Source organism: Actomonas spartinae (assembly GCF_051209155.1).
GTDB lineage: Bacteria > Verrucomicrobiota > Verrucomicrobiia > Opitutales > Opitutaceae > Actomonas.
Window position 1 is genome coordinate 425,258 of sequence record NZ_JBPJGB010000002.1, and the last position, 13,938, is coordinate 439,195.

The window sequence follows — 13,938 nt, forward strand, 5'->3', positions numbered from 1 at the left end:
TCGACTTACTCCTGCGGCTTGAGGTGCAACTTGCGGAGCTCCGGTGTGAGTTGGCGCAAGGCCTCCTCGCGCAGGTAGTCTTCCGGAAAGGGTTCGCCCACAATGTCGCAGAGGATGAGGAAACGGTGCAGGGTGGGCGGGGTGACGGTGCGCAGCAGGTATTCATCGACTTCGTCCATGCAGAACTGCACCTGCTCGGTCGCGTAGTCCTCTTCTTTGGCGAGCATGAGCAGGTTGGCCAGGTTGACGCGGCGATCCCAGATGAGGTCACCGTCGCGGGCGTCCTCGAGATAGGGTAGAATCTGCGCCATGATTTTTTCGAAGGCCGCGCGGTCGCTCATCGCGACTGCGATCTGAGCGCGGGCCACCAAGCCACCGAGGTCGGACGGGAAGGACTCTGCCAGCGTGGTGCTGATCCCATAGGCGAAGCGCATCTGGCCGGTTTCGATGAAATACTCGCCCAAGCGGCTGAGCGCGGTGGCGTTGTCCTGCACGTCCACCACTTCGAAGATGACGGCGCCGCTGTCTTCGAAACCTTCGATTTTGGGCAGGACATGATTGACGGCGCGCAACCAGCGTGGCGGCAACCATTGATGCAGCAGGGCGACGAGGGTGTATTCAGGTTGGGCTGCACCGAGGCGGGCGTATTCGGCGAGAAAGCCATCCCAGTTGGGCATGATGACGTGGGACAGTTCACGCTGGGTAGCCAAGGCTTCCGCTTCGTCCGGCGAGGTCGCGGCCGAGATGCGCAAGGCGGCGCCGAAGCCGTCTTCGTTGCCTTGGAAGGGGGAACCGAGACCGCGCACGCTGCCGTAGTAGTAGAGCGCGGGCACCGATTCCGGCGGGGCGAGCACGACCGAGCGGTAGTCGTCGATGCGCTTCGTGAGCCAATAGGCGAGGTCACGTTCTGTCAGCGCGCGCTGCTCGGCCGTGGTCAGCTGCGCGATGGCTTGGGGGGTCGTTAGCGGCAATACCCGCAGGAGGCTGGGCAGGAGCGCGATGGCAAGGGCGATGGCGAAGCGGCGGCGGGTGCGGCCGGCCGGTTGGTTGGCCGCGAGGGCGCAAAGAAGGAGGGCGGCCAGCGCGCCGACCGTCATCCACCAGGCGACCTGTTTCCAGGCGATCACGATGCCGATGATGACCGGGCCGATGAGCAGCAGCACCGCTTGCGCGCGATCTGGTGAAAGCCTGCGCTGCAGGACCTGCCAGAGGCCGCTGCCCAGGGCGATCAGGATGGGCAGCATCAGGGCCCAGAACGACAGGCGCACGCCCTCCTGCTTTAACCAGTCACCAAAGTCGGCCGCGCGTTCGGAGCCGGGGATTGGCGACATCTGCGCGCTCATGGCATCGCCGGCGAGAAAGCCCGGTTGGTCGGCCAGGTGCATGGCGACCGGCAGGGCGGCCAGGGCGAGGGCGCCCAGCAGCAATTCGACCCAGCCGTTCCATTTCAGGGCTTTACGACCTTCCGCCCAGGCGTGGGACAGCCGGGCGAGCAGCAGGCCGAGCCCGAGCCACGAAACGGCGTAGAGAGGGTGCACGGTGCGCAGCAGCAGGGTCGTGGGGTCGAGCCGGTCCGGCATGTTCTCCACGACCCAGACCAGAACCGTCGCCGCCGCTCCGGTGATGGCCCACCAGCGCCATGGTAAACGCACCAAGGTTTGGGTGGCCTGATCCTCGCCCTCTTTGGCCGACTGGCGGTTCAGCCACCATGCGGCGAACAAGCCCCCCAACCCGACGCCGCCGATCACCGGCGCCAAGCGGTTCGCGTCGAACCACAGACCAAGGGCCGCGAGGAAGCCGGCGATCACGAAGGAGGTGCGCGGCCGCCAACCGGTCGCGCCAACCAGGAGGGCCAACAGGCTCCAGACCACACTCACGGTCGCCAAACCTCGATCATTGGGAGATCCGGGATAAAACGCGCTCAACAGCGGAAACGAAATCGCCAGCAATGGCGCGGCCATGGCCGCGCTGAAGAGTCCGAAACGCCAGGCCACCACCACGACGACACCGACCAGCATCAGCCAGTGCAGCACCGGATCGGCCCACAACAGCCCGTCTTCGATCGCGGCGCCGAGTGGACGGTCTTCGCCGGCGCGCAGTTTGCCGAGGCCCGCCAGCCACCAGCGGTAGGGCGAGGGCGAATAAACCGGCCGGGTGCGGGGAGCGTTGTCGTAGTCCACCTCGCGCAGACGCCATGAGTCGGACGCGGCCATCAACTGGGCCTGGACGATCCATTGAAAACTCTCGGCGTTGTGGTCCAGCGGCACGAGGTAACGTTTGCCGTCAACGTAGCCCGTGGGGGACTCCTCGTCGTAGGCCGGACGCTCGCCGAACTGACTGGAGACCGTCTTGACGTGCTTGACGGCCGCCAGGTCGATCCAGGCGAGCAGAGCCGCCGCCAGCAAAATGAAGGCGAGCCAAACGAGGGAGCGGGGCTGAGAACTCGGGGTCATGGCGAAAATCGGAGCGGGGCAGGGAGGGAAACGCTCACTCAAGGTGGGTGTCGGAAACGAGGCAAGCGCAGTCCCGGTCCGGCTGCCAGCGGGGCTCGTCTACTTTTAGCCTTACCTTGACTCCCCTTGCCGTCGACTCTCCCTTTTTCGCTCCCATGCCCCCTGTCGTTGCCCCCAGTTCCCCGATGGAGTGGATCCTTCCGGGCCGCTTGATTGGTCCTTTGCTCGCGTCCGCCGTGCTCGGTTTGGCCCAGGCGCAGCCCGTCGCCACGCCTTTCAATGCTCGCAGCGCGCGGAGTGGTGACACGATGTTCACCGAATTGCCCGCCTCGCAGACCGGCATCGTGACGGAAAACAACTACGCCGACCCGCGCATGTGGGGCGACCGTTACCAGGAATTTGCGCTGGGTGGCATGGGCACCGGCGTGGCGATCGGGGACTACGACGGTGATGGCCGCCCCGATGTTTTCACGGTCAGCAAGACCGAGTCCTGCCGCCTCTTTCGTAACCTCGGCAATTGGCGCTTCGAGGACGTCACCGATGCCAGCGGCATCACCGCCGGTTCCGCCCCCAAACCCGGCACCGGCTACCTGGGCGGCACCGATGGCAACGGCGCCGATCCCGGCGTCGGCGCTTGGAAACAGGGCGCCACCTTTGCCGACATCGACAACGACGGCGACCTCGACCTCTACGTCTGCCGCTGGGGCGTGCCCAACTGGCTCTTCGTCAACCAGGGTGACGGCACCTTTCGCGAGGAAGCCGCCCAACGCGGACTCGCCCTCGTCGACGCCTCCGGCGTGGGCGCCTTTGCCGACTACGACCGGGACGGCTGGCTCGATGTCTACGTGCAGACCAACATGCTCAATGCCGGCGCCAGTCACGATGGTCAGCGCGACCACCTCATGCGCAATAACGGCGACGGCACCTTTAGCGATGTGAGCGATGCGGCCGGCATTGCGGGCAACAACCTCGCCCACTCCACCACCTGGTGGGATTACAACGAGGACGGCTGGCCCGATATCTACGTCGCCAACGATTTCGCGCTGCCGGATCATCTGTATCGAAATAATGGTGACGGCACCTTCACGGATGTGATTCACGAGGTCATTCCCACCATGGCCTATTCCGCCATGGGCGCCGACATCGGTGATGTGAACAACGATGGTCGCATCGACTTCCTCGTCGCCGACATGGCGACGACCAGCCACGAAAAGGACCAGCGCGGCATGGCCAGTTCCCGCGAGCTCAGCCGCGAGGACGCCGACAGTCCCACCCTCGCGCCGCAGACCCTGCGCAATACGCTCTACCTCAACACCGGCATGGCGCACTTCCAGGAAGCGGCCAACCTCGCCGGACTCGCCCGCACCGACTGGACCTGGTCGATCCGCTTTGAGGATTTCGACAACGACGGTCGGCTCGACCTGCATGTCACCAACGGGATGAATCGTGAATACCAGAACGCGGACCTGCGCGAGAAGATCATCCTGGCCGAGAACCCCATCGTGCGACTGCGCACGATGAAGGACAGCGCGATGCTGAATGAGGCGAACCTAGCCTATCGCAACCGGGGCGACTTGGACTTCGAAGAAGTCGGCGCCGACTGGGGGCTCGACCAAGTCGGAGTGTCCTTTGGTGCCGCCACGGGTGACCTCGACGGCGACGGCGACCTCGATATTGTTTACAGCAACTACGGCGCGGGCGTTACCGTCCTGCGCAACGACAGTGATACCGGCAATGCGATCCAGTTCGTCCTGCGCGGCACTCAATCCAACCGTGAGGGCGTTGGCGCCAAGGTCCGCCTTGCGTCGGAAACCGGGCGACAGGCGCGCGAGTTGGTGCTCGTGCGCGGTTATCTCTCGACCAGCGAACCCATCCTGCACTTTGGCCTGGGCAAAACGGACACGGTGCGCGAGGTCACAATCGAGTGGCCCAGCGGTATCACTCAGCAACTGCCCGAGTTGGCGGCAGGTCACCGCTACGAAATCGTCGAGCCCACCGAATCCACCTCGCTGCCCGGCCCGCCGGTATCCGCGGCGCCCTCGCTCTTCGCCGAGGTCACGGAGACGGCGGGGCTGAAGTTCACCTCCCGGGAGGGCGCTTTCCGCGAGAACTCCCGCCAGCCGCTTGTCCCGACCCGCTTTGGCCGGCTAGGTCCGGCCCTGGCGGTTGGCGATCTCAACGGTGATGGCCTCGACGACCTGGTCATGGGTGGCACCACTGAATCGCCCGCCCGCATCATCGCCGCAACCGGCGAGGGCAAATTCACTTCGGGCTCCATCGCCCAGCTCACCGCTCATTCGACGCTCAACGACGGACCGCTCCTGCTGTTCGACGCCGATGGCGACAACGACCTCGATTTGCTCGTCACCCGCGCGACCGACAGCCTGCCGGCCGGCGATGCCGCCTACCAACCGCTGTTGCTGCTCAACGCGGGCAATGGCGGCCTGAGTCCCGCACCAGCGGGGGTGTTGCCCACCTTGCCGATCAGCGTGGGCGCCGCCGCCGCGGCGGATTTCGACCGCGACGGTCGTTTGGACTTCTTCCTCGGCGGTCGCGTCCAGCCGGGCGATTACCCGCAGTCGCCGCAGAGCGCGCTCCTGCGCAATGAAGGTGGTCGCTTTGCCGACGTTTCCGGCGCGCTGGCTAGCATCGGCATGGTCACGTCGGCCCTGTGGACCGATCTGGATGAAGATGGCTGGCTCGACCTGCTGGTCACGACGGAGTGGGGCCCGGTCCGTGCCTTCCGCAACGACGCTGGCCGCGGCTTCACCGACCAATCCGCCGCGTGGGGCTTTGCCGCCGCCGGCTCCGGCTGGTGGAGCTCGCTGGTGGCCGGAGACTTCAACGGCGACGGTCGCATGGACTACGTCGCGGGTAATGCCGGTCTGAATACACCTTACCCGGCCACTCCGGACGCCCCGGCCGTGCTTTTTCACGGCGACTTTCGCGGGCGTGGGCGTGGCGCCAAGCGCATCATTGAGGCCTATTACGAGGACGGCCGCCTGCTGCCGCGCCGCACCAGCAAGGTGCTGGGGGCGGTGATCCCGACCATTCGCCGCCAGTTTCGCAGCAACAATGATTACGCCGCCGCGACCCTCGCCGAAATCGTGGGCGAGGACAAACTCGAGGCGGCGGATCGCTTCGTTGCCACGGAGCTGCGCAGCGGCGTTTTCCTCAGTCAGCCGTCGGGCGGCTGGGCCTTCACCCCGTTGCCCCGCATCGCCCAGATCGCGCCGGCACAGGGCATGATCGTTTTTGATTACGATGGGGACGGTCACGCCGATCTGCTCATGATGCAGAACAGTTTTGCGCCCATGCCTTTCGTCGGCCGTTTCGATGGCGGCGTGGGGCAGTTGCTCCGGGGTGATGGCGCGGGCGGATTTGTGCCCGTGCCGCCGGCCCAAAGCCTCATCGATCTCAAGGGCGACGCCAAGGCGCTCGTGCGGCTTAACCTGGTCGGGGACGGTCTGCCCGGCTTCGTGGCGACGCGAAACAATGGGGAAACCCTGGCCATGAGGACAGTCGGATCCGTGGCGAAGCTGATGGCGCCGCGTTTGGAAGTGCGGTTGCGCGGCGTCGGTGCGGCGGGCGCGCGAGTGACCCTCGTGGCGCCGGATGGCACCCGCCAAACCGAGGAGATTCATTTTGGCTCGGGCTACTTCAGCCAGTCCAGCGCCAGTGCGTTCTTCACCAAGGTGCCGGGTGCCGGTGGACGGCTGTCCGTGCGCTGGGCCGACGGCACCGTGACCGAACAAGCCGTGCCGGCTGGCGAAACGGTCGTCACCCTGTCGCCATGAAACACGGGCGGCGAACGGGGCGTGCGATTCTCGGGGCGTGGCTGCTCGGCGCCGCCGGTGCGGCGGCTCAGATCGAATCCTTCCCACTCGCCCCGCGTTCCCAACCGGCGGGAGCGACGCTGTTCAGCGCCGTGCCGACCGAACGCTCCGGCATCCTCACCACGAACCATTACGACGACCCGCGCATGTGGGGGGAGTTCTACCGTGAGCTGACCTTCGGCGGCATGGGCACGGGGGTCGCCATCGGCGACGTCGACGGCGATGGCCGGCCGGATGTGTTTGTGGTCAGCAAGACCGAGACCTCCCGCCTGTTTCGCAACCTGGGTGACTGGCGTTTTGAGGACATCACCGCTCGCGCGGGTCTGCCGGCGGCGGAGCCGTCCGACCGCAAACCGTGGGAGCAGGGCGCTTCGTTTGCCGACGTCGACAATGACGGTGACCTCGATCTCTACGTCTGCCGCTACGCCGCGCCCAATCGCCTTTATATCAACCGCGGTGACGGCACCTTCACCGAAGAGGCCGCCGCGCGCGGACTCGCGGTGGTCGATGGTTCCGGGGTGGGTGCCTTTTGCGACTATGACCGCGATGGTTGGCTCGATGTCTACGTCATCACCAACATGATGAACTACGTCGACAATCCGGAAGGGCGGCGTGACTACCTGTTTCGCAACAATGGCGACGGCACCTTCACTGATGTCACGGTGAAGGCGGGGATCCGGGGCGACACCGCCTGCCACGCCGCCACCTGGTTTGATTTCGACGCCGACGGCTGGCCCGACCTGTGGGTCGACAATGACTTTGCCACGCCGGACCGGGTGTATCGAAACAATGGAGACGGAACCTTCGCCGACGCGACCGCGCGGGCGGATCACCAGTCGTTTTACTCCATGGGCGCCGACTTTGCCGATGTGGACAACAACGGCACCTTTGACCTGTTCGTGGCCGACATGGCGACGACCAGTCACGCCAAGGATCAGCGCAGCATGGCCGGCTCGCGGGTGCGCGGGCAGAAGATCGATCCCAACTCGCCCGTGCCGCCGCAGCTCATGCGCAACGCGCTGCACCTCAACCTCGGCGACGGGCAATTCCGCGAAGCGGCCATCCTCGCCGGCCTGCGCGCGACGGACTGGACCTGGTCGGCGCGTTTCGAGGACTTCGACGAGGACGGTCGCGTCGATCTGCACGTGACCAACGGCATGAATCGGGAATACCACGGGGCCGATTTGTTGGAGCGGATCATGATCTCCGAAAACCCCGGCGAGCCGATCCGCATCATGCGCGACAGCCCGGTGATGGCGGAGCAAAATTTCGCCTTTCGCAACGAAGGGGACCTGCGCTTCGCGCCCGTATCCAAGGACTGGGGACTTGACCACGTGGGGGTGAGCTTCGGCTCCGCCACCGGCGACCTCGATGGCGACGGCGACCTCGACCTTGTTTACGGCAACTACCAGGCGGCGCCTTCGGTTTGGCGCAACGACAGCAGCGCCGGCCATCGCGTGACCCTCTCGTTGCGTGGCACCAAATCGAACCGGACGGGCATCGGTGCAACCGTGGTTTTGCGCACGACCGACGGGGAGCAACGGCGGCAACTCATCGCCAATCGCGGTTACCTTTCCGCCAGCCAGCCACTGGTGCACTTCGGGCTCGGGGAAGCGACGCAGATCATCGCCCTGGAGGTGCGTTGGCCGAGTGGCGCGGTGCAGCGTTTTCAGGACCTCGCGGCGGACCGGCACTATGTGATCACCGAAGCCGCCACGGGTGAAGTGATCTCCCCGCGCGAACGGCCGCTCATGTGGCGTGATCGCTCGAGCGAAATGGGATTCGCCTTTTCCACTCGCGAAAACGACGTCGAGGAGCCGAGCCGCCAGCCCTTGCTGCCGTTTCGTTTCAACCGCTCCGGCCCGGACCTCGCGGTGGGTAACTTGAACGGCGATACGCATCCCGACCTGGTGCTGGCGGCGACCTCGAAGGAGCCGGCGCGCATTCTGATCGGCACGGCGGAGGGCCGGTTCAACTCCATCGCCGCTCCGGCCCTCGAATGGTCCAGCTCGCTCGCGATGGGGCCGATCCTCTTGTTCGACGCCGACGGCGACGGATTGGACGACCTGCTCGTCACCCGCACCGGTGCCAATGCGCGGGTGCGCGAAGCGGAATACCAGCCGCGGCTTTATCTCAATCAGGGCGGTTTCAACGTGGCGCCGGAGGACAGCCTGCCGGAGTTGCCGATCAGTGCGGGAGCGGTGGTCGCGGCGGACTTTGACGGTGATGGCGACCAAGACCTTTTCATCGGCGGGCGCGTCATGCCCGGCAGCTATCCGGAAAGCCCGCGCAGTGCGCTGCTGCGCAATGACGCGGGCCGTTTCGTCGACGTGACCCCCGATGCGCTGTCGCGCACCGGCATGGTGACGGCGGCGCAGGTGGTGGATCTGGACGGCGACGACCGTCTTGACCTGGTGTTGGCAACGGATTGGGGCACCGTGCGCTGGTGGCGCAACGAAGGCGGCGGGCACTTCGCCGATGCGACCGAGTCGGCTGGATTTGCGGCGGCGGGGGCGGGCTGGTGGCGTTCGCTGGCAGTGGGAGACTTCAATGGCGATGGTCGTCCCGATGTGGCCGCCGGAAATGTTGGCTTGAATACAGTCTACAGTCCGGGACCGGCGGTGGCGATCCTGGGCAATTTCAGCGGGCGTCGCCGTGGCAGCCCGACCTTGGTCGAGGCCTACTACGAGGACGGCGCGTTGTATCCGCGCCGGGAGCGCAAGGATCTCTCCGCGCAGGTGCGGAGCTTGCAGCGTAAATTCCGCTTCACGGTTGACTATGCGGATAAGCCAATCGAAGCGCTGTTCGACGCCGAAGAACTCGCCGCCGCGCAGCGTTGGGAGGCGACCCAGTTTCAGAGTGGGGTGTTCTTGAGTCAGGCCGATGGAACGTGGCGCTTCCAAGCATGGCCGCGCATTGCGCAGATCGCCCCGACGATGGCTTTGGCGGCAGGCGATCTCGATGGCGACGGGCACCTCGATTTGATTGCCGGGCACAACGACCACAGCCCGGCCGACCTGGTGGGCCCCTTCAGTGGCGGCGTCGGTCAAATCCTGCGCGGTGATGGTCACGGTGATTTTGAGGCCGTGGATCCGGCAACAAACGGTTTCGTTGTGCGCGGCGCGGTGCGGGCCCTGAAATTGATCGACGTGGATGGGGACAAGCGCCCCGAGATTCTGCTCACACGCAGCAACGGCGAGACGCTCTTGTTGGGGCGTTGAAGGGCAAGGGGAACAACCCCTCCTCGCGGGTAGTCCCACCGGGTCATCCGGTCGGTTTGTTTTCCGTCTACCCCGCTCCCCAATGAAGCCTCTGCTGTTTGCCCCGCTGGCCTGTTTGTGCACTTCCGCTGTCATGGCGGTGGAAGGTCCGACCTTTCACATCGCGCCAGTGGAAGTGACGGTGCAGCGGGAAGGTGTTTGGTCGCTGCAGGACCGGTTGTTGGAGGAGTTCGATTTGTTTTTGGTGTCGCCATCGTATTCGGTCACGCACCGGCGTTTTCGCGACACCTCGCAGTCGGAATCCGACCTGCTCATGGTCGACTTCTCCTTGAGCCGCTTGCGGCCGTGGAGCGAAGCCGATCTCGATGGGGCGCAGGTGCACTTCGTGTGGTTGCGGGAAGGTCGCATCGAATGGGTGCACGAAGTCGACGCGGTGGGAAAGTTTCACGCCTCCGGGGCTTATGCCGCGCTGGCGGTGCGGACACTCGAGGGCGGGCAGCAATTGGAGGGCAGTCCCGCGGTGCTGGTGTCCAAGGGCGGTGAATTCATCCCGCCCCGCGCTTGGTTCGGCGGCAATGTGCTCGCCAATCGAGTGGCGTTCAAAATCGCGGCCGGCATCCAAGCTGGTTTGGCGGAGGATATCGCCGCCTTGCCTGACCCCGATGTGCAGTCGGCCCTGTTCCAAGGCGGCACCTTGGCGCATATCGCGGCCGAAGCGGGCAACATCCCGGCGCTGGTTGCCTTGGCTGATGCCGGGGCGAATCTCGACGTTGAGAACAGCAATCGATTCACACCGCTGTGGTGGGCCGTGGACAAAAACCGTGTCGCGGCGGTGGAGTGGTTGTTGGACCGCGGGGTCCGGGCCCGGTCGAATCTCGATGGTGAGCACCTGATTGAGGTGGCGGTGAATCAAGGGCACATTGAGGCGGCGGCGGCGATCTACCGGCGCCAAAGCAGCACCGTGTGGCGCGACGAGATGTTGGGTGGTGCGGCCTTTGCGGGAAATCGGGAGCTGAGTCGGGAGCTGCTCGCCGATTACAGTGATTTTGGTCTCCGCTGGATTGATGCCGAACCGCTTTGGTGGGTGGCGCAGTCGGGCGATGTCGACCTGATGCGACTGATGCTCGATCGCGGCGTGAGTGCCCGTCGCCATCCGCACAGCGTGCCGATGTTGAGTTTGGCAGCCCGGGCCGGCGACCCGGCGATGGTGGAACTTTTGATTGAGCGGGGAGCCAGGCTCAATGCGCGGGATCCGCGTGGGCGCACGGCGCTCATTGAAGCCACCTTCGGCGGTCATGCCGACGTGGCCGCCGCGCTCCTGAAACTCGGCGCCGAACTCGGCCGCGAAGACAAGGAGGGCTTGAGTGCGCTCGACTACGCCGAATTGCGCCACGACGCGCGCCTGCTGGCGGTATTGACCGGAGAGGGTGACGAGGAGGCTCTGCGGGCGGCGGACGAAAAGGTCTTTGCCGAATGGCAGGTGGATTCGCGGCCGCGCCTGCGTCAGCGGCCGGAGTTTCGGCTCATGCGCGAGGACGACCTGGCGTTGCAGGAGAACTATCGGGCGCAGGTGCTGGTCAGCAATCCCCTGGCCTTGGGCGGCGGCCAGGTGTTGGGCGAGTCACCCTCGATCAATTTTTCGCATTCCATCGTCTCGGCGGAGAGCACCGAACATTTTGCCTACTGGACCGGGATCGTGGAAACCGACGGCACTCTTTCGCACGCCCGGGTGCTGAGCGCGGGCCCGGCGCGTTTCCGCACGCAGGTTGAGCGTGCGATGGGGGACTACCGCTTCGAACCGGCCCGGCGCAATGGCGAGGCGGTGCGCACGCGCGTCGTGTGGCTCGAGGACCTGCGCTAGGACCCCGGGGCGGTGTGAAGCGCGCCGGGCCTGCCCGGCCAGTCGTAGCCTGCGCTGCCGATCGCCTGCCAATTCGGTCGAGCGCTAAGTGCATTCCCCCATGAGAAGTTGGCTTGTTGTGTTCAAGGCGGTGTGCAAACCTATGCAAATTGCTCGCTGCCCGCCGGTTTCGGCGCGAAGCGACACGCCAGCCACAGCCTCAGCTCTTCGACTCCGTTGCTAAAATCCCTCCCATTCCGTTGGCGGATCACGCTCTTGGTGACCTCCGTTTCGCTGCTGTCCTTGTGCGCAGCGTTCGGCGGTTTTCTCTTTTGGGAAGTGTTGCGCTACCGTGCGGAAGTGGCGGCGCAGTTGGAATCCACCCAAGCCCTGCTGGTGGAGCGGGTCACGACCCGGCTGGCTGATCGGCCGGACGGTTCCACGCTTTCGTTGGATGACCTCGCGGCGTCTGACTCGATTCTGGCAGGTGCGGTCTACTCGCTGGATTATAAGATTCTCGCCCGCTACGTGAAAGAGGGGCGGGAGGAGTTCATCCCCCGACCGTTTCGCACCAACGTTTATCCGAATGCGGTCACGACCTTTAAGTTTCTTACCCATGAGGGGGAAAACATCGGCATCATTTACCTGAAGGCCGACACCTCGGGACTCGCCCGTGAGCGGCTCGTTGAGCCGTTGCGAGGCATGGTCTTCATCGGCCTTTTCTCGATGCTGTTGGGGATGGTCGCCGCGCGTTTCCTGCAACGCTCGATCACGCGGCCGATCGATGAACTCGCGCGGGTGGCCGACCGGGTGGTGACCGCGGGTGATTACAGTGTGCGGGCCAACCAAGACCGCGCCAGCGGTGAGCTCGGCGCCATGATCGGAGCCTTCAACGCCATGCTGGCCACCGTCGAGAAGCGCACCGCCGAGCTCGACAAGGCCAAACGCGAACTCGAATCCGCCAATCGCAATCTCGAGGCCAAGGTGCAGGAGCGCACCGTTGAGCTCGAGCACGCCATGATCGCGGCCAACGACGCCAACCAGGCCAAGAGCGCGTTTCTCGCCAAGATGAGCCATGAGCTGCGCACGCCGATGAACGCCATCATTGGCTACTCCGAAATCCTGCTCGAAGACGCGGAGGACGATGACAACGAGGACGCCGCCGCCGACCTCAACAAGATCCTCGCCGCCGCCCGTCACCTGCTCGGTCTCATCAATGACGTGCTCGATCTCTCCAAGATCGAAGCCGGGCGCATGGACCTCTTCATCGAAGAGCAGGCCGTCGAAGGCTTGGTGGAACAGGTCCGCAGCACCACCGCGCCGTTGGTCGCCAAGCGCGCCAACGAATTCCAGGTCGTTTTTGCCAGCGAGGTTGGCGTCATCCGCACCGACGCCACCAAACTCCGCCAGATTCTGCTCAACCTCATCAGCAACGCCGCCAAATTCACCGAGCAAGGCACCGTCACGCTGAAGGTTGCCCGCGACGGCGACGGCGACGACGGTCACGTGCATTTCGCCGTGAGCGACACGGGCATCGGCATGACGCCCGAGCAGTGCGAACGCGTATTCGAAGCCTTTTCCCAAGCGGACGCCTCCACCGCCTCCAAATACGGGGGCACCGGTCTCGGTCTTACCATTTCCCGCCAGTTCGCGCGACTGATGGGCGGCGAGATCTCACTCACCAGCGAAGTGGGCAAAGGCACGACCTTTACGCTCACGCTCCCCATCGCCGCCGACGGCGAGGCGGCCAAAAAAGCCGGCGCGTCCGCGGTGAGCGAAGACCACCCGGTGGCCAAGGCCAAAGCCGAGCTCGTTTCGGCGGTCGTGCGCGTCCTGCTGGTCGCCGAGGACGAATCCCTCGCCGCGGGCGTGCAGGCCCAGCTCGCCAATGAGTCCTACGACGTGACCCATGCACGCAGCCGCGCAGATGCTTTCGAGTTTGCCCGGCGCGAGCCGCCCGACGTCATCCTGGTCGATGTTTTGATGGAATCAGAGTCGGCAGAGAGCCTCACTTCGCGTCTCAAGCAGGAGTCATCGCTGGCCACCATCCCGGTGGTGCTGCTCACCCGCGTCGAGGATGGTTCCAAACCCGGCCTCGCGCTCGGCGCGCAGGATTACCTGAGCAAGAACGAGGTCGAAACCGCGCTTGCTCCCATCCTGCAGCGCAACCTTTCCGATCGCTCCAATCTCCGTGTGCTCGTGGCGGAGGACGACGACACGATTCGCCACATGGTTGGCCGTCTGCTCTCCCGGGAAGGTTGGGAAGTTGTGCTCGCGCCCAACGGCCGCGCCGCCATGGAAGCGATGCGTGACACCGCTCCGGCGCTCGTCCTGCTTGATCTCATGATGCCGGAGCTCGACGGCTTTGGCGTGCTGCGTGAGATGCGGGCCGACGAACTCCTGCGCCACGTGCCGGTGGTCGTTCTCACCTCGCTCGACCTCACCGGCAGCGTGCGGCAATTGCTCAAGCAGCAGACCGACCGCGTCCTGCAAAAGGGCAGCTACTCCAAGGAACAACTGCTGGCCGAGGTGCGCGACGCCGTGAGCGAACTCAGTCGACGGCGCGAATCGAAATAACGTGGCAAAAT

The 13,938-nt window shown here is 65.1% G+C and carries 5 protein-coding genes; 4 read left to right on the forward strand and 1 reads right to left on the reverse strand.

All coding sequences use genetic code 11. The features are described from left to right. Positions 1–5: 5 nt before the first annotated feature. The gene (locus AC0MRV_RS09775) at positions 6–2,453 is read right to left on the reverse strand and encodes a hypothetical protein (RefSeq protein WP_472764276.1); all 2,448 of its coding nucleotides are present in this window, start codon (positions 2,451–2,453) and stop codon (positions 6–8) included. 155 nt (positions 2,454–2,608) lie between these two features. Between AC0MRV_RS09775 and AC0MRV_RS09780 the strand changes: the two genes are divergently transcribed. The 4 genes from AC0MRV_RS09780 to AC0MRV_RS09795 all read left to right on the forward strand — a co-directional run bounded on the left by AC0MRV_RS09780 (position 2,609) and on the right by AC0MRV_RS09795 (position 13,927). Continuing rightward, entirely contained in the window at positions 2,609–6,250 is a 3,642-nt protein-coding gene (locus tag AC0MRV_RS09780) for a CRTAC1 family protein (RefSeq protein ID WP_472764277.1), read from the forward strand. Next, on the forward strand, positions 6,247–9,510 hold the full coding sequence (locus AC0MRV_RS09785) for a VCBS repeat-containing protein (RefSeq protein WP_472764278.1): 3,264 nt from the start codon (positions 6,247–6,249) through the stop codon (positions 9,508–9,510). The genes AC0MRV_RS09780 and AC0MRV_RS09785 overlap by 4 nt, the downstream gene beginning before the upstream one ends. 82 nt (positions 9,511–9,592) lie before the next feature. After that, complete coding sequence (locus AC0MRV_RS09790) at positions 9,593–11,371, forward strand: ankyrin repeat domain-containing protein (protein WP_472764279.1); 1,779 nt, start codon at positions 9,593–9,595, stop codon at positions 11,369–11,371. Between the two features lie 216 nt (positions 11,372–11,587). Beyond that, the gene (locus AC0MRV_RS09795; protein ID WP_472764280.1) at positions 11,588–13,927 is read left to right on the forward strand and encodes an ATP-binding response regulator; all 2,340 of its coding nucleotides are present in this window, start codon (positions 11,588–11,590) and stop codon (positions 13,925–13,927) included. Positions 13,928–13,938 lie beyond the last annotated feature (11 nt).

What these genes read in the sequence shown, in the direction of transcription:
- AC0MRV_RS09775 (WP_472764276.1), bottom strand. Translation starts at nt 2,453, where the DNA reads ATGACCCCGAGTTCTCAGCCCCGCTCCCTCGTTTGGCTCGCCTTCATT.
- AC0MRV_RS09780 (WP_472764277.1), top strand. Translation starts at nt 2,609, where the DNA reads ATGCCCCCTGTCGTTGCCCCCAGTTCCCCGATGGAGTGGATCCTTCCG.
- AC0MRV_RS09785 (WP_472764278.1), top strand. Translation starts at nt 6,247, where the DNA reads ATGAAACACGGGCGGCGAACGGGGCGTGCGATTCTCGGGGCGTGGCTG.
- AC0MRV_RS09790 (WP_472764279.1), top strand. Translation starts at nt 9,593, where the DNA reads ATGAAGCCTCTGCTGTTTGCCCCGCTGGCCTGTTTGTGCACTTCCGCT.